General features: G+C 59.7%; 13 protein-coding genes and 1 tRNA gene. 3 read left to right on the plus strand and 11 right to left on the minus strand.

Features of this window, described 5'->3' with window-relative positions; genetic code table 11:
• Positions 1–10: 10 nt before the first annotated feature.
• The 10 genes from MCM46_06930 to miaA form a co-directional block, all read right to left on the minus strand.
• Positions 11–781, minus strand: a complete 771-nt coding sequence (locus tag MCM46_06930; GenBank protein MCG3111546.1) for an ABC transporter permease — start codon at positions 779–781, stop codon at positions 11–13.
• A complete protein-coding gene (locus MCM46_06935; protein ID MCG3111547.1) occupies positions 778–1,773 on the minus strand; it encodes an ABC transporter ATP-binding protein in 996 nt (331 codons plus the stop codon). The genes MCM46_06930 and MCM46_06935 overlap by 4 nt, the downstream gene beginning before the upstream one ends.
• Positions 1,774–1,880: 107 nt before the next feature.
• On the minus strand, positions 1,881–2,273 hold the full coding sequence (locus tag MCM46_06940; GenBank protein MCG3111548.1) for a response regulator: 393 nt from the start codon (positions 2,271–2,273) through the stop codon (positions 1,881–1,883).
• 185 nt (positions 2,274–2,458) lie between these two features.
• A tRNA-Thr gene (locus MCM46_06945) sits at positions 2,459–2,533 on the minus strand.
• A 55-nt stretch (positions 2,534–2,588) separates the two neighbouring features.
• Positions 2,589–3,407, minus strand: coding sequence for a DUF4115 domain-containing protein (locus MCM46_06950; GenBank protein ID MCG3111549.1), 819 nt, complete (start codon positions 3,405–3,407; stop codon positions 2,589–2,591).
• A 173-nt stretch (positions 3,408–3,580) separates the two neighbouring features.
• The gene (locus MCM46_06955) at positions 3,581–4,342 is read right to left on the minus strand and encodes a tetratricopeptide repeat protein (protein MCG3111550.1); all 762 of its coding nucleotides are present in this window, start codon (positions 4,340–4,342) and stop codon (positions 3,581–3,583) included.
• 36 nt (positions 4,343–4,378) lie between these two features.
• On the minus strand, positions 4,379–5,287 hold the full coding sequence (locus MCM46_06960; GenBank protein MCG3111551.1) for a PfkB family carbohydrate kinase: 909 nt from the start codon (positions 5,285–5,287) through the stop codon (positions 4,379–4,381).
• Between the two features lie 108 nt (positions 5,288–5,395).
• Positions 5,396–6,250 carry a hypothetical protein gene (locus MCM46_06965; protein MCG3111552.1) on the minus strand — a complete coding sequence of 285 codons (855 nt, stop codon included), beginning with the start codon at positions 6,248–6,250 and terminating at the stop codon, positions 5,396–5,398.
• The gene (gene mtnP / locus MCM46_06970) at positions 6,247–7,122 is read right to left on the minus strand and encodes an S-methyl-5'-thioadenosine phosphorylase (protein MCG3111553.1); all 876 of its coding nucleotides are present in this window, start codon (positions 7,120–7,122) and stop codon (positions 6,247–6,249) included. Before mtnP ends, MCM46_06965 begins: the two co-directional genes overlap by 4 nt.
• 77 nt (positions 7,123–7,199) lie before the next feature.
• Positions 7,200–8,126 carry a tRNA (adenosine(37)-N6)-dimethylallyltransferase MiaA gene (gene miaA / locus MCM46_06975; GenBank protein ID MCG3111554.1) on the minus strand — a complete coding sequence of 309 codons (927 nt, stop codon included), beginning with the start codon at positions 8,124–8,126 and terminating at the stop codon, positions 7,200–7,202.
• A gap of 525 nt (positions 8,127–8,651) precedes the next feature.
• Between miaA and MCM46_06980 the strand changes: the two genes are divergently transcribed.
• From MCM46_06980 to MCM46_06990, 3 genes are read left to right on the plus strand one after another with little or no spacing between them, the layout of a single operon-like run.
• On the plus strand, positions 8,652–11,240 hold the full coding sequence (locus MCM46_06980; GenBank protein MCG3111555.1) for a glycosyltransferase: 2,589 nt from the start codon (positions 8,652–8,654) through the stop codon (positions 11,238–11,240).
• Positions 11,237–13,042 (plus strand): ABC transporter ATP-binding protein/permease, encoded by a 1,806-nt coding sequence (locus tag MCM46_06985; GenBank protein MCG3111556.1) that lies wholly within the window; start codon positions 11,237–11,239, stop codon positions 13,040–13,042. Before MCM46_06980 ends, MCM46_06985 begins: the two co-directional genes overlap by 4 nt.
• Positions 13,039–14,199: a hypothetical protein gene (locus MCM46_06990; protein ID MCG3111557.1), complete on the plus strand. Its 1,161-nt coding sequence runs from the start codon at positions 13,039–13,041 to the stop codon at positions 14,197–14,199. Before MCM46_06985 ends, MCM46_06990 begins: the two co-directional genes overlap by 4 nt.
• 36 nt (positions 14,200–14,235) lie before the next feature.
• On the opposite strand, the gene mutL is transcribed toward MCM46_06990, so the two are convergent.
• Positions 14,236–16,110 carry a DNA mismatch repair endonuclease MutL gene (gene mutL, locus MCM46_06995; GenBank protein ID MCG3111558.1) on the minus strand — a complete coding sequence of 625 codons (1,875 nt, stop codon included), beginning with the start codon at positions 16,108–16,110 and terminating at the stop codon, positions 14,236–14,238.
• Positions 16,111–16,125 lie beyond the last annotated feature (15 nt).

Raw genomic sequence — 16,125 nt, forward strand, 5'->3', positions numbered from 1 at the left:
GATCATCTCATCATTTCCATCTCTGCGACTCAACCACGCGGTGGGTTAGAAAAAGCCCCAAGATCGTCAGTGAAATAAAATAGGTCAGGTCGCGCGTATTGATCAACCCCCTCACGAAGTGATCGAGGTGTTCGAGCAGGGAGAGATAGCTGAACAGCTCCCCTGCGGCAGAATCGGACATTGTCTGCGCGGTCAGCCCGATCAGCCAGAAGCCGATCAAGATCCCGAAGGAGATCACCGCGGCGACGATCTGATTTTCCGTCAGCGAAGAGGCGAAGAGCCCCATCGAGAGAAAAACCCCTCCCAGCAATAACAGCCCCAGGTAGCTGGCGACCAGCGGCTTCCAGGCGACATCCGTAAAGGTCGACAACATCACCGGCAGATGGAGGGTGAGTCCCAAAAGAAGGGCATAGATCACCCAGGCGGCCAAAAACTTCCCGAGGACAATTTCGGTGATCGTCAACGGAGAGGTCATTAGGAGCTCCGTCGTCCTCCCTTTTTTCTCCTCGGCAAAGAGGCGCATCGTCAAGAGCGGCATGATCAGAAGGAGGATGATCGCCATGTTTAAAAAGGTCGGCCGGAAGAGAATTTCATGCAGATTGAGCTGCGGAAGGTTTCCCTGAAACTGCATCGCCTGAGACGACAGCCTCGAATAGAAAAAAACCTGGCTGTGGAAGAGGTAGTTCGATACCATTAAAAAGACCATCGCCAAGACATAAGCGATCGGGGAGATGAAATAGAGCTTTAATTCCTTTCCGGCCAGGGTCAGAATATTTTTCATGCGGGCACCCCTCCCGGGGCGACCGGCGCGGCGGCCGCTTCCTCTACCCCCTTCTCCTCCGTGGTGAGCTGGAGGAAGACCTCTTCCAGGCTGACCGCCAACGGTTTCATCTCAAGAAGACCCCACCCGCACTCGACCACCCGCTTCGACAACTCTTCACGGATATCGCGGCCGAGCTCCGATTCGACGATGAAAACCCCCTCCCCATTCATCGACGGTTGCGCCGGTTGCGGGAGGACCTGTTGCACCCCCTCGATCGAGACGATCTTTTCCGGATCAACCGCCTCTCCCCGCCGGACCCGCACCGAGATCTTCTCCGATTTCCGGACCTGCGCCGAGAGCCGTTCTTGCGAGTCAACCGCGACGATCCTGCCGCGGTTGATGATGACGACCTTCTGAGAAACGGCGGTCGCTTCGGGCAAGATGTGGGTCGATAACACGATGGTGTGTTCTCCGCCGAGCCCCTTGATCAACTCCCGGATCTCGATGATCTGCTTGGGATCGAGCCCCACCGTCGGCTCATCAAGAATCAGAACGTCGGGATTGTGAATCATCGCCTGCGCCAATCCGACCCGCTGCCGATACCCGCGGGAGAGATTGCCGATCAGGCGGCGGGCCACGTCGCCGAGATTGCACTTTTCCAAAGCGGAAGCAAGGGCCGCTTTGATCCTTTGATTCGCGACCCCTTTGATTTTGGCGACGAACTGAAGGTACTCCGAGACGGTCATCTCGGGATAGAGCGGCGGGTTGTCGGGAAGATAGCCGATCCGGCGCTTCACCTCCATCGGCGATTCGAAGATGTCGAACCCAGCCACTTTCGCGGTGCCGCTGGTGGCCGGCATGAAGCAGGTGAGAATCCGCATCGTCGTCGTCTTCCCCGCCCCGTTCGGCCCCAAAAAAGCGAGGATCTCCCCTTTGGCGACCGAAAAGTTCACATCATCGATCGCCACGATTTCTCCATAGCGTTTTCCTAAATGCACCACCTCAATCATATCTCTTAAGACTCCCTACGATGCTTTGCAATCGTGTAAATTATACAATTCATATTTCAGTGTCAAGGGGCCGGTCCCGGATCGCATATCGCTGGCGTGAGGAGAAATTACGGGGTGGAGAGAGAGGAATGTTGGTTATTGAAATATCCTTTGATCTTCGCGATCAGATCGGGGGGTCTGATCGGCTTGGTCAAAAGCGCCTCCGCGCCGACGTTCAGGCCCTGCTCCTGCAAGGCGGGATCGATACCGGCGCTGATGATCAGAATCGGGATGGAGCGCAATGAAGGATCGCTTTTGATCGTGCGGCAGACTTCAAAGCCGTTGATTCCGGGCAACATCACATCGAGCAGGATCAGGTCCGGCCGGGACTGCGCGACCCGCTGTAATCCCTCCGCGCCATCTTTCGCAAGCGTCACCGCATAACCCTCTTTCGTCAGAAGGCGTGTGAAGACCTGGCAGGAATCTTCGTTATCGTCTACAATCAGGATCTGCTTCGGCATGCGTCTTTCCTTCTAAATCTCCGGATGAAGAATGTGGAAATAGTACTACATTGACACGCCTAATACAAGCCAACATTAAGGCGTAAGCCCTTACGAGAAAAACAGGGTCCGCACCGGCCGCAGCCAAAAAAATTCGGAGGAAGAGACGGAGGGGATATTGCCCGGGAACAGCGCCTTTGATTTGCTGGAGCCGGCGGTCAGGATTGAACTGACGACCTGCTGATTACGAATCAGCTGCTCTACCACTGAGCTACGCCGGCGTCGCCCTTCTTAATACACGGAGAAATCGGGAAAATCAAGTCCTTTGTGCGCGCTTTACCGCTGCGCCACAATTTCCCTTCTCACCACCTTTCCGCTCGGACCAAGAGAGCCAAGCTCTCGCCCATCGAGAAAGAGACGGACACCCCCGGCGTTTCCGACCGTAAGCGCGAATTTCTCTTTGGCTTCCCATCGAACGCTCTCACCCGCCTGGAGAAGGGCCTCTTTAATCTCGGTCCCATCGAGGGTGGCATGGATCCATGACGGCTCCACCGCCTCAATCAGAAGAACCAACGGGATAAAGGACTCCTGCGTGGGTGGCGAGGGATCGGCGGCCGAAGAAGGGGTTGGAGCGGGGGAAGGAGACGAAGGGGGCTCAGAGGAGGCCCCTCCACCCTCCGGGGGGGGAGGAATCGGCGACGGCTCCGGGGGAACCGGCTCGTCGGAGAGGATCTCTTCAGGCGGCGGAGGGGGTGCGACCTCTTTGTTCTTCGGCATTAAAAAAGCGAGCACAAGAAAGAGAACGATCACGCAGACCACCGCAAGGGCGGCCCAAAGCGGAAAGGGAAGGCGATCGGGTTGCTTCCTCTGAATGTAGGAAGGGACTTTCTCCTCGGTGCCGCTTGCGGCCGAGGTCTCCGGCGACTGAACGGTCTGCGAAAACCGGTTCAGAATGGGCGCTTCCTCAAGACCGAGGCAGCGGGCGTAACTTCTTAAGAACCCCTTGGCCGAGACCGGGTTGGGAAGCTGGTCGAATTGGTTCTCTTCGATCAGCTTGATGAACCGGACCCCGATGCGTGTCCGGGTCGCCAACTCCTCTATTGAAATGTTTTTACCTTCCCTTTGTTGCCGAAGGAACTCGCCTAAATTTTCCATCCAGTAAACCTGATCCTCTTCGAAACGCTCTCCACTCACCTGCTTTATTGAACCGGGCGCCGCCGAATGTTTTTTGCATCGAATCGATCCGCGGCGCCGAAAGATTGAATCGGGACGTCACAGGAAAAATCCCCATTCAAGACGCACGACGACCGGCCGGCGGGCGAAGCGGTTTAGCGAAGCGCATCCAAAAATTTTTGCGCTTCTTTCGCTTGTGAACTTTTGGGAGAGAGCTCAACGACTTTTTTAAACGAACCCGCTGCAAGCCCTTTCGAGCCCTCTCTCAAATACGCAGAGGCGAGATTGAGATGGGCATCGACGAAATCGGGCGCAAGACGGATGGCCTCCTGATAAGAGGCGATGGACTCTTTGAGCTTTCCCATCTGAAAATAGGCTCTTCCAAGCCCATTCTGGGTCAGCGCGATAAACTCGGGACGGGGATTGATCCTCAGAACACTTTCAAAGGAGCGGATCGCTTCATCATATTTCTCTTGCTTCAGGTAGACCAGCCCGAGGTTCAGATAGGGTTTTTCAGGGGTCGCGTATTGTAGATTTTTGAGAGCTGCCTGATACTCCGAGATCGCCTGATCGAATTTGCCCTGCGCCTCATACACCTTTCCGAGATAATTATGAGCATCGGAGAATTCCGGATCGGCTGAAAGCGATTTCTGCAGGGAGATGACCGCTTCCTTGTGGTTTTCCTGCATAAAATGAACATGCCCCAAGGCATAGTGCGCGTCGCGATAACGCGGATCGAGCTCGATCGCCTTCTGAAATTCGATAAACGCCCTTTGGAGGGAATTGTCGTTGATATACGAGATGCCGAGCTTGTAATGGGCCGATGCCTCCCTTTCTCTCTTGAGTTGCGCCTCGCCCATCCCGCAGGCGGTGCAAAGCGGAATGAGAATCCAAATCATCGCCCTTTTCCAACGCATCCACATTCCTCCGTCGTTTAAATCGGGGAGCCCGTTCTAGGCACTTTCAAAGAAGGTCAACGACTGAAACTCTTTATACCGCGCGTTGATCTCTTCCCGGGTGAGGGTCCGCATCCGATCGAGGCTGAAGGCCTCGACATTGAAAGAGGCCATGACGCTCCCGTAAATGACCGCCTGCCGGAGGGCCGCTTCGTTCATCGTTCCGTTCTGCGAGAGGTATCCCATAAATCCCCCCGCAAACGAATCGCCGGCGCCGGTCGGATCAAACACATTCTCCAACGGCAGCGCAGGCGCGGCGAAGGTGGTCTGCCCGTTGAACATCAATGCCCCATATTCGCCGCGCTTGATAATGAGGATCTTCGGACCGAACGAGAGGATCTTCTTCGCCACCTTCACCAGGTTGAACTCGCCGGCCAGTTCGCGCGCTTCGCCGTCGTTGATGATCAAGATATCGACTTCTCCGAGGGTTTTAATGAGCGCGTCGCGTTTTCCCCCGATCCAGAAATTCATTGTATCACACGCAACGAGTTTTGGCTGCTTCACCTGCTTGAGAACATCAAGCTGTAACTCCGGGTCGATGTTCGCCAAAAAAACGACGGAGGCGTCGCGGTACGATGAAGGAAGTTTCGGCCGGAACGACTCGAAGACATTCAGCTGCGTATCGAGGGTCTTCGCCTCGTTGAGCTGATAGCCATACTCCCCGCGCCATCGGAAAGTCCGGCCCGGCCGGCGCTCCAGCCCTTCGAAATCGACCCCCTTCTCTTTTAAAAACGCCAGGTGGGACTCCGGAAAATCTTCGCCGACCACCGCCACCAGCTTCACCTCGGTAAAATAGCTCGCCGCCGTGGAGAAGTAGGTCGCCGATCCTCCCAATACTTCTTTCGCCTCACCGAACGGGGTCTTGACCGAATCAAACGCCACCGAACCAACCACCAATAAACTCATACCGCCTCCTTAACTCAATTAAATACTAGGAATGACGAATTAAGAATTGAAACCGGGCTTTTTGCATTTTGATTCCTCATTCCTAATTGAACGATTCCCAATCGTCTTTTACGGGCATTCCTCTGCGGGGGCCTTCGTCGTTTTAATCGACTTCGTCAGGGAAGCGATCAGGTTTCTCCCCGCGGCCATGAAGATGTCTTCCACGCGGGTCTGCTCATGCCCCACCGTTTCCACCACCTCCGCCCCCCCTCTTCCCATCCAGACCATCCGCCCGCACCGGCTGTCCCAGATTTCGCCGCGCAGCCGCACCTGTTTGCTCACCTCTTCCGGAATCATATTCGGCCCCGAGGCAAAAACGGAGATCTTTCCCGCGACCAGATTCTCCCCGCCTCGCATCATCCGCGCCTCGGTATGTTTATTCACCACGCCGAGCTCTCCGATGAAAAGATAACGGACCTCCTCCAACTCGCCCCACTTTTTGAGCGCGTCTAGGTCGATGATTCTTTTCTCTTCATATTCCTTCACAAAAGCCTCGTAAGCCGGAAACTCATCGGACGAGGCGATCTTTTTGACGGCATCCGACCGCGGGATGATATGGACATCGCGAAACGAGGAGCGCAACCCCTGGAAGATTTCATAGGCGGCGTTCTGCTCCATTCCTTCCGGATCGTTCGGAGAGAAGACCGCCAGAATCGCCAATTTCCCCGACGCCAGCCCCTCCTTGGTCAGATGGGGAGAGACAAACTCGGTTTCAGAATAGTCCTGAACGGGGGAACGGGCGACGGGCGGAGACAAAAGGGCCGCACAGCCGAATGAAAAGAGGACAAAAGAAAAAAGCAGGGTGTGCTTCATGCGCCGATCCCCCAGATGCGGCCCCGTCGATCCGATGCCGATGCCGGGCTCACGGGAGAGGCTCGAAATCTCCCCCCTTCGAAGCCCTCGATCGAACCGCGGGCGCCTCAAATATACTTTCCGATGATTGGCTTTAAATCGGCTTTGGTCTTTTGAGGAACGGCAGAGGAGGGGGTCACGATGGCGTGCTTCAGCGCTTCGGCGCAAGCGCACCGCCTCCCCTCTCCCATCCGAACCACCGCCGCCTGAATGATCTTCTTTGAGAGAGCGACATTTTCCAGAAGAGTCTTGATGACCATCTCGACCGTCACCGGCTCCTCGGAGACGTGCCAGCAATCGTAATCGGTCGCCAGCGCAATCGTCGTATAGCAGATCTCGGCCTCTCGCGCCAGCTTGGCCTCGGTGACGTTCGTCATCCCGATGACATCGACCCCCCAACTGCGGTGGACCTCCGATTCGGCGCGGGAGGAGAATTGCGGCCCCTCCATGCAGAGATAGGTCCCCCCGCGATGAATCGTCGCCCCAACCGCTTCACTTGCCTCCGCGACGATGCCGGCCAGCTCGGAGCAGATCGGGTCGGCCAGGCTGACGTGCGCCACGATCCCCTGTCCGAAAAAAGTGCTCTTTCTTCCTTTTGTCAGATCATAAAACTGGCTCGGGATCGCGATATGGCCCGGGGCGATCGCTTCTTTCATACTGCCGACCGCGCTGACGGAAAGAATCCGTTCCACCCCCAGCTTCTTCATGGCAAAGAGATTGGCCCGATAGTTGATCTCCGAGGGGAGAAGCGTATGGCCCTGGCCGTGCCGCGCCAAGAAAGCGATCGGAACCCCCTCCAGGGTTCCGAGGATGAACTTCCCGGAGGGCTTTCCGAAAGGGGTCGAAATCGCCACCTCCCGGACCTCTTTCAGCGATTCCATCTGGTATAGACCGCTTCCGCCGATTACGCCGATCCGCGCCTGCGGCAATTTGGATCGACGCACTGAGCGCTTCTTCGAACCTCGCTTCTCCGCCATCTTTTTCCCCACAACTGATCTGCTACGGCCAAAATTGAACAGGATTATAGCATACTCTTCAAATACTTCAAGCGCAGAATCCGGTCGGCAACCTCTTCCGGCGCTTCATCCGGACGAAGATCGATCCACTCGATCTTTGGGTCGGCCCGAAACCAGGTCATCTGCCGTTTCGCGTAGTGACGGGTATCACGTTTCAGCGTCGCGATCGCCTCTTCCCGCGTCTGCTCGCCCCGAATGTACCGGGTCATCTGCTTGTATCCCAATCCCCGCATGGAAGGAAGCTCCGGTGAAAAACCGGCCGAGAGAAGACCCGCCGTCTCTTCGATCAGCCCCTTTGCGATCTGCGCTTCAACCCGTTGCTCGATCCGTTGATAAAGGTCTTCACGGTCGCGCCGCAATCCGATCAGACAGTAGGTCCCCTTCGGGGGCTCGGCGAACCGGTGGGCCGCATGAACTTCGGAGATGGGGCGGCCGGTCTGATGATAAACCTCCAGCGCCCGAACCAGCTTCGGGAGATCGCGCGGATGGATCCGCTCCGCCGCCGCGGGATCGACCTCGGCCAGCCGCCGGTGAAGGATCCCTTCTCCTTTCTCGCTCTCTTCTTGAAGCAGCCGCCGCCGGAGATCCCAATCGGCCGGCGGCCCCTCCCACAATCCGTACAAGAGGGTTTTGATATAAAGGCCGGTCCCCCCTTCGATAAAGATCGGCTTTCCCTCCCGGGAAAGCGCGGCGATCTTCTCCTCGGCCAGCATCTTGAACTTCCCGGCCGAAAAGGAACCGTCGGGAGGGACAAGATCGATCAAGTGACGCGGCACCCGGGCCCGCGATTCGGGCGACGGTTTATCGGTCCCGATATCCATCCCCTGGTAGATCTGGCGGGAGTCGGCCACCAGGATGTCGGTCCCCAGCGCCAGCGCCAGCCGCTCGGCAACGGCGCTCTTGCCGACGGCGGTCGGGCCGACGAGAATCAACCAAAGATCTTTCTTTTCCTCACCTGAAGCTGAAATCGATCTCCCTCCTTGACACAGCTTGGACGCAAAGCCTACCATAGTGATAAACGATTGTATCGCGTGCAGAGGGCGGCGATGCGGCGAACGGACCGAAGTGTCGGCCGGCGTCGCCCCTTATATACCATCTTCGCTCTATGGAGGCCAGCCTCTTTCCCGTAAACCATCTGTAGAAAGGATGTTATGGTCCATTTCCCTCTTATCTTCCCGGCCTCTCCCGTTTGTATACCGATCTGCGCCACCCCCGCCACCGGCCCCTCCGGCCGAAATCATACCAATGAAGAGGTCCTCTTGTGATGCAGATCACCTGACCCCTTGCAGACCATCGTTCACCCCCGAGTCCCGTTTACCGATGATCCAACATCATCGGCACGATGACTTCCGCATCGAGCGATGCGTCATCACTTCAACCGGTGGCGGCGGAGTGTACGCCTACATGTTGAGCCTAAATGCAGAACCGAAGCTGAATAGAGAGAAGGGAAGCAGAAGATGATGCCTGAGATCAAAACCTTTCACCCCCCGAAAACCAGTGCCCAGATCGCTCACCGGATCGTTCCGGCCGATTCCCAGTTTCAGCGGCCGACGATCAAAGGAAAATTCCTTTATGTCGGAGACGAAAAGTGGTCTCTGCGCGGCGTGACCTACGGCACTTTCCGCCCGCAGGGGCCGCGGCAAGAGGAGTACTCTCCCGATCGGGCCGAGGCCGATTTCGCCCTCATGGCTGCGAACGGGATCAATGCGGTCCGGACCTATACGGTTCCTCCCCGCTGGCTTCTCGATTCGGCGCTGCAGCATGGCCTGCGGGTGATGGTCGGCCTCCCCTGGGAACAACATGTCGCCTTCCTCGATGAGTTCGACCGGTCCGCGCAGATCGAAAAACGTCTCCGTTCCGGTGTGGCCAGCTGCGCAGGGCATCCGGCGCTCCTTTGTTATTCCATCGGCAATGAGATCCCGGCGCCGATCGTCCGCTGGCATGAGCCCGCCCGGGTGGAGCGTTATTTGGAGCGTCTTTACCTCGCGGCCAAGGAGGAAGATCCGGGGGCGCTGGTCACCTATGTCAACTATCCCACGACCGAATATCTTCAGCTCCCGTTTCTCGATCTGGTCTGCTTCAATGTCTACCTCGAATCACAGACCTCTCTCGATGCCTATCTGGCCCGCCTCCAGAATATCGCGGGGGAGCGGCCGCTGATGATGGCCGAGATCGGCCTCGACAGTCGCCGCAATGGGGAGGAAAATCAGGCGCGAACCCTCGACTGGCAGATCCGGACCACCTTTGCCGCCGGCTGCGCCGGCGCCTTCATCTTCTCCTGGACCGATGAGTGGCACCGCGGCGGATATGAAATCGAAGATTGGGATTTCGGCCTGACCACCCGGGAGAGAAAGCCGAAGCAAGCTTTGGCCGCCGTCGGAAAGGCTTTCGCGGAGATCCCCTTCCCGCCCGATCTCCCCTGGCCGATGATCTCCGTCGTCGTCTGCAGCTATAATGGCGCCGGAACGATTCGCGATTGCTTCGAAGGGCTCCTACGCCTCGACTATCCGAACTTCGAAGTGATCGTCGTCGATGACGGCTCCACCGACGAAACGGCCGCCATCGCAAAAGAGTTCGGCTTTCAGTTGATCCGGACGGAGAACCGCGGCCTGGCAAGCGCCCGGAACACCGGCCTCGCGGCGGCACAGGGGGAGATCGTCGCCTATATCGATGACGACGCCTACCCCGATCCCCATTGGCTCACCTACCTCGCCTCTACCTTTATGCGGACGACCCATGTCGGGGTGGGGGGACCGAATCTCCCCCCGCCGGGGGATGGACCGATCGCCGAATGCGTCGCCAATGCACCGGGCGGCCCGGTGCATGTCCTTCTCTCCGATCAGGAGGCGGAGCACATTCCGGGGTGCAACATGGCGTTTCGGAAATCGGCGCTGCTGGAAGTCGGCGGCTGCGATCCGCAATTTCGCGCCGCGGGAGATGACGTCGATCTCTGCTGGCGGCTGCAGCAGCGGGGGGGGACCCTCGGCTTCAGCCCCGCGGCGATGGTCTGGCACCATCGTCGCAACTCCGTGGTCCGGTATTGGAAACAGCAACAGGGGTACGGCAAGGCGGAGGCGCTCCTTGCGCGAAAGTGGCCGGAAAAATATAACGCCGCCGGCCATCTGACCTGGGCCGGACGACTCTACGGAAGGGGCTGGACCGCGCCGCTCGGCCGATGGCGCACCCGGATCTACCACGGCACCTGGGGAAGCGCCCCGTTCCAATCGCTTTATGAGCCTCACCCCACCACCCTGGCGTCGCTTCCGCTGATGCCGGAATGGTTCCTTCTGATCTTTTTCCTGGGCGGGCTCTCTCTGCTCAGCCCCCTCTGGAGCCCGCTTCTGGCGGCCCTTCCCCTCTTTCTTCTGGCGGCCGGCATCCCGCTCCTCCAGGCCTGGTTCAGTTCCGGGCGTGCCCTCTTTCATAGCGCCCCCTGCGGAGCGGCCCGGTTCAAGCTGCGGACAATCACCGCCTTGCTTCACCTGGTGCAACCGCTGGCGCGTCTGATCGGCCGGCTGCGCCACGGCCTCTCCCCCTGGCGGCGTCCGGATGGGGATAGCCAAGACGGGAAAGAGAGAAAAGGTCGAGAAGGATGGCTCTTCCCTTTTCGCCGGAAGGTGGTCTCCTGGAGTGAAACCTGGAAATCGGCCGAATCGCGACTCGGCGCCCTGGAGGCGGCCTTGAAAGAAAGCGGCGCAACACCCCATCTTCGATGCGGCGGGGACTTTGATTCGTGGGACCTGGAGCTGCGGGGGGGGCTTCTGGGGACCGCCCGGCTGCAAATGGTGATCGAAGAACATGGCGGGGGAAGACAGCTCGTTCGTTACCGTCTCCAACCCGGAATCCGATCGGAAGGGGGAATTCTCATGATCCTGGCGCTCCTCCTCGCCGCCGCCGCCGCGGGAGACGGGGCCTGGATCCCCGCGGGCCTCTTCGGCGCAGCGACCCTTTTCCTCTTCTGGCGGACGATCCGGGAAGGGGGCCGGGGGCTCTCGGCCTTTCTCGCCGCCATCGAGCGAACCGAGGAGGAGCGCTGTAGCAGATGAGACGGCTCCGATCGACTGATCTGAAGCTTTATGGAAGAATTCTCGGTCAGGCCCGCCCGGCTTGGCCCCTTCTCGTCTTGATTCTCATCGTCGACCTCCTCGCCTCTCCCCTGTTTCTTCTGACCCCCTTGCCGCTGAAGATCGCCGTCGACAATGTCATCGGCGCTGCCCCGCTCCCCCGGTTTATCGACCTCCTTCTCCCCGATTGGGCCGCCGCGACGCCGCTGCGCCTTCTCGGGACCGTCGCCGTCCTGCAAATCGTCATTGTCCTCCTCGGCCAAGCACAGGAGCTGGCGACCTATTTTTTAAAAACCTATACCGGCGAGGCGCTCACCCTCCGCCTCCGATCGGCCCTCTTTCGCCATGCCCAGCGCCTCTCGCTCGCCTTCCATGATGCGAAGGGAACCGCCGACTCGATCTACCGGATCCAATACGATGCCCCCTCGATCCAGTGGGTCACGATTCACGGCGCCATCCCGCTCGTCACCTCGATCGTCACCCTGATTTCGATGATCCTCATCACCGCCCAGATCGACCGATCGCTGGCGCTCATCGCCCTGGCCGTCTCCCCCTTTCTCTTTCTCCTCTCCCTGGAATACAACCGCCGAATGCGCGCCGACTATCACGCGGTCCGAGGGCTGGAGAGCAACGCTTTGAAGGTGGTTCAAGAGGTCCTCACCGCTGTCCGGGTGGTGAAGGCCTTCGGGCAGGAAGCGCGGGAAGAGGGACGCTTCTCCAAAGAATCGGGGGCCGGAATGCGGGCGCGGCTTCGGCTCACCTTGGCGGAAGGGCTCTTCGGACTGGTGATCAACTTGGTCATCGCGGCGGGAACCGCGGCGGTCCTCTTTATCGGCGCCCGGCACGTGTTGTCGGGGCGGCTGACGCTGGGGGAGCTGTTGATCGTGATCACCTATCTGACGCAACTTTATGGCCCGCTGCGGTCGATCATCCGGCAGGCGGCGACGGTCCAATCGTCGCTCGCCGGCGCGCAGCGCGCCTTTGAATTAATCGATGAGCTTCCCGAGGTGACCGAGCGCCCCGACGCCCGCCCCCTCCGGCGGGCCGGCGGGGGGGTGATCTTTCGCGAGGTCTCCTTTGGGTACGATCGGGACCATCCGATCCTGCAAAAGATCTCCTTTGTCATCGAGCCGGGGATGCGGGTCGGGGTGGTCGGCAAAACCGGCGCCGGCAAGACGACCTTGATCAGCCTGCTGATGCGATTCTACGACCCGACCGAGGGTGAAATCGCGCTCGACGGCGTCGATCTGCGCGACTATCGATTGGCCGACCTGCGCAGCCAGTTCGCGATCGTGCTGCAGGAGCCGGTCCTCTTCTCGACCCGGATCGCGGAGAACATCGCGTATGCCCGTCCCGACGCCGGCCGGGAAGAGATCATCGCCGCCGCCCAAGCGGCCCATGCCGACGACTTCATCACCCGCCTTCCCGAGGGGTACAACACCCTGGTCGGCGAGCGGGGGATGCGTCTTTCGGGAGGGGAGCGGCAGCGGATCTCGCTCGCCCGCGCTTTTCTGAAAAACGCGCCGCTGCTGATCTTGGATGAGCCGACCAGCTCCGTCGACACTGAGACCGAGGCCGAGATCATGGAGGCGATGGGGCGCCTGATGCAGGGGCGGACCACTTTCTTGATTTCGCACCGGCCGAGCACCCTGCGGCATTGCGATCTGCTCCTCGTGATCGAACGGGGACGGTTGGTTTATCTCCATTCCGATCCCGCCGAGTATGTCGCCGCGGCGTCGCGTTTCGGCGAGCCGAAGATCCCCCTGAAAGAGGAAATGCCGTGAGGAAACAGCGTCTCATCGTGGTCGGAACGCTGGCCAACAATCCCTATGCCGGCATGGCCTGGATGCACATGCAGATCGCGGTCGGCCTGCGCCGCCTGGGCCACGAGGTTTACTATTTCGAGACGACCTCGCAGTGGCCGTATGATCCGCTCCGTCAAATGCACGTGAACGATTCCGACTACGCGGCCCCGTACCTGGCGAGGGTAGCGGAGGCGTTTGGGATGAAGGGGCGGTGGGCCTATCGCCGCAGCTACTCGGACAAAGGGTGGCTCGGGATGGCGCGGGCCGAGGCGGAGACCCTGTTGGCCGAAGCCGACGCCGTGCTGAATGTGGCGGGGGCGACGAAGTTCGCGGAAGAGGGGCTGAAGGTCGGCCGGCTCATCTATTTCGGGACCGATCCGGTCGGCGATGAAATTGCGGTCTCTCATGGAGAGAGAAAATGGCTTTTGGAAGAACACGACGACTTCGTCACCTACGGCGAGAAGATCGGAGATCCCGACTGCCCGATCCCGCCCCTCCCCCGGCTTCGCGCCCGGACCCGCCAGCCGGTCCTCCTCGACCTCTGGGAAGGGGCCCCTCCCCCCGGCGAGGTGTATACCACGGTGGCGAACTGGCGGCAGCGGGGGGAAATCGAATTTGGCGGCGAGGTCTATTATTGGAGCAAAGATCGCGAATTCCTGAAGTTCATCGACCTTCCCCGCCGGATCGCCCCGCCGGTCGAAATTGCTCTCGGCCTCGCCGGTCTCGACGCCGAGAGCCGCTCGCTCCTTGAAACAAAAGGATGGCGGATGGCCGACGCGCACGCGTTCACTCTCGATCCCTGGCGCTATCGGGACTACCTCTGGGCTTCCCGGGGAGAGTTTACCGTCGCCAAGGACCAGAACGTCCGGCTTCGGAGCGGCTGGTTCAGCGAGCGGAGCGCCTGTTATCTCGCCGCCGGCCGTCCGGTGATCACGCAAGACACCGGCTTCGGAGACCGCCTCCCCACCGGGGAGGGACTCTTCGCCTTCAACACCCTCGAGGAGATCGTCGCCGCGGTGGAGGCGATTGAATCGGACTATCCCCGGCACGCCCGCGCGGCGCGAAAGATCGCGAAAGAGTATTTCAGCGCGGAGCGCGTTTTGGAAGCGCTTCTTCGGACATTGGGGCTGTCATGAGGGATGATTTCCATCCCCGGTAGACACCGAGGCAGGTTATTTTCTTCGGAAGAGTTTTTCCAGTTCTAACAGGGGATATCGGAGGAGAATCGGCCGGCCGTGCGGACAGGTCGGCGGGGTCTTCATCTCGAAATAATCTTTCAGGAGCGCCTCGATCTCCGGCGGGGTCAGCGGCTGGTTCGCCCGGATCGCACCGTGGCAGGCCATCGAAGCGATGACGTTCAGGATCGGCTGCTCCGCCTTCGAAGAGACCTCCGTCTGCGCCAGATCGTCCGTCAAATCGTGGAGGAACGATTCGAGACGGATCTTGGAGATCAATGCCGGCACCTCGCGGACCAGGAAGGTCGTTTCCCCGAAATGTTCGATCCCCCACCCGAAAAGGGCCAGATCTTTCAGATAATCCCTCAAGAGACCCGCCTTCGTGACGGGGAGATCGATCTGCTGCGGAACGAGCAGCGGCTGCACGGCGCTGAACGGGCCGGCATCGCCTTTTCCTTCAATCGGAGGATGCTGCAGCGCGCGCCATCGCTCGAGGAAACGCTCGTAGAGAATCCGCTCGTGCGCCGTGTGCTGATCGATCAGGGCAAACTCCCCCTCGATCTCCGCCAGGAGAAAGGTTCCATAGATCTGCCCTAAGGGGCGAATGAGGGGGGATGCGGAATGAGCAGCGGAGAATGCAGGGTGAAAACCAATCTGTTCCTGATTCCGTACCTGTTCCGTCCGGAGGATTCCCTTTTCAGCCGACCAGTACGCGGCACCGGCCTCTGCGGCCCGCTCAGGCCATCCGATCCATCGCGATGGTGGCGGCTGGTTACGGTCCGCCCGATTCGGCTGGATCGGGATCAGCCGCTCGAGCGGCACCGCCACCGGCAGTTCATCCATCCCGGCGAAGGAAAGGGTCGTTCGGATGACGCGGCGAACCGCCTCATGGACCGGATCGGACTGCTGGAAGCGGACCTCCCGCTTCATCGGGTGGACATTGACATCGACCGCCGCCGGATCGATCGAGAGAAAGAGGATGAAGAACGGATGCTCTCCCTTCATCAAATAGCTTCCATAGGCGTCATAAACGGCGTGGGAGAGAAGGGGGCTTCGGACCGGACGTTGATTGACGAAGAGATATTGGTCCTTTCGGTGGTTCCCCCGAAGCGGCGGGCGGGAGAAAAAAGTATCGACGTAGAGTCCCTTCTCCTCCCCCTCCTCAAGAGACTTTCCGGTGGAGAGGTGGCCCTCCCCTTGGGCCTCCATCAGCCGCACGAAAACGTCTTCTCCGAAGAGCTGGAGGATTCGGTCTTTCAGATCGGATACGGCGGGCGCGTCTAGAAGGACCTTCTTCCCGTGGGTGAGTCGAAAATGGATCATCGGGTGAGAAAGCGCCAGGTGGAAGAGCACATCGCTGGCATGGCTCAGCTCGGTCTGCGCCGACTTCAGAAACTTCTTTCGCGCGGGGGTGTTGTAGAAGAGATCGCTCACCTCGAAGAGCGATCCCTTCGGGGCGCCGACCGCTTTGACCCCCAACACCTGCCCCCCTTCCAGAAGGACTTCGGTCCCTTCGGTCTCCGCTGCGGCTTGGGTGACCAGCCGGATTTTCGCAACCGACGCGATGCTCGGAAGGGCCTCCCCCCGAAATCCGAGGGTCGCGATGGTGGAAAGATCGGCCTCTTCCGCCACCTTGCTCGTCGCGTGCCGCTGAAAGGCGAGGAGCGCATCCTCGCGTGTCATCCCCTCGCCGTCGTCTTGCACCGCAATCCGGCGGATCCCCCCCTCTAATAGGGAGACGAAGATCCGGCGGCTCCCGGCGTCGACGGCATTCTCAACCAGCTCCTTGACGACGGACGCGGGCCGCTCGACGACTTCGCCGGCGGCGATCTTGTTGGCTAAGCCTTCTGGAAGGATATTAATCTTCGGCACGGGATACCTAATATC

The organism is Candidatus Manganitrophus morganii (assembly GCA_021651055.1).
Taxonomy (GTDB): domain Bacteria; phylum Nitrospirota; class Nitrospiria; order SBBL01; family Manganitrophaceae; genus Manganitrophus; species Manganitrophus morganii.

Bases quoted from the DNA above. Each gene is read 5' to 3' on its own strand.
- MCM46_06930 (MCG3111546.1), bottom strand. From the start codon at position 781: ATGAAAAATATTCTGACCCTGGCCGGAAAGGAATTAAAGCTCTATTTC.
- MCM46_06955 (MCG3111550.1), bottom strand. From the start codon at position 4,342: ATGCGTTGGAAAAGGGCGATGATTTGGATTCTCATTCCGCTTTGCACC.
- MCM46_06980 (MCG3111555.1), top strand. From the start codon at position 8,652: ATGATGCCTGAGATCAAAACCTTTCACCCCCCGAAAACCAGTGCCCAG.
- MCM46_06935 (MCG3111547.1), bottom strand. From the start codon at position 1,773: ATGATTGAGGTGGTGCATTTAGGAAAACGCTATGGAGAAATCGTGGCG.
- MCM46_06950 (MCG3111549.1), bottom strand. From the start codon at position 3,407: ATGGAAAATTTAGGCGAGTTCCTTCGGCAACAAAGGGAAGGTAAAAAC.
- MCM46_06960 (MCG3111551.1), bottom strand. From the start codon at position 5,287: ATGAGTTTATTGGTGGTTGGTTCGGTGGCGTTTGATTCGGTCAAGACC.
- MCM46_06940 (MCG3111548.1), bottom strand. From the start codon at position 2,273: ATGCCGAAGCAGATCCTGATTGTAGACGATAACGAAGATTCCTGCCAG.
- MCM46_06985 (MCG3111556.1), top strand. From the start codon at position 11,237: ATGAGACGGCTCCGATCGACTGATCTGAAGCTTTATGGAAGAATTCTC.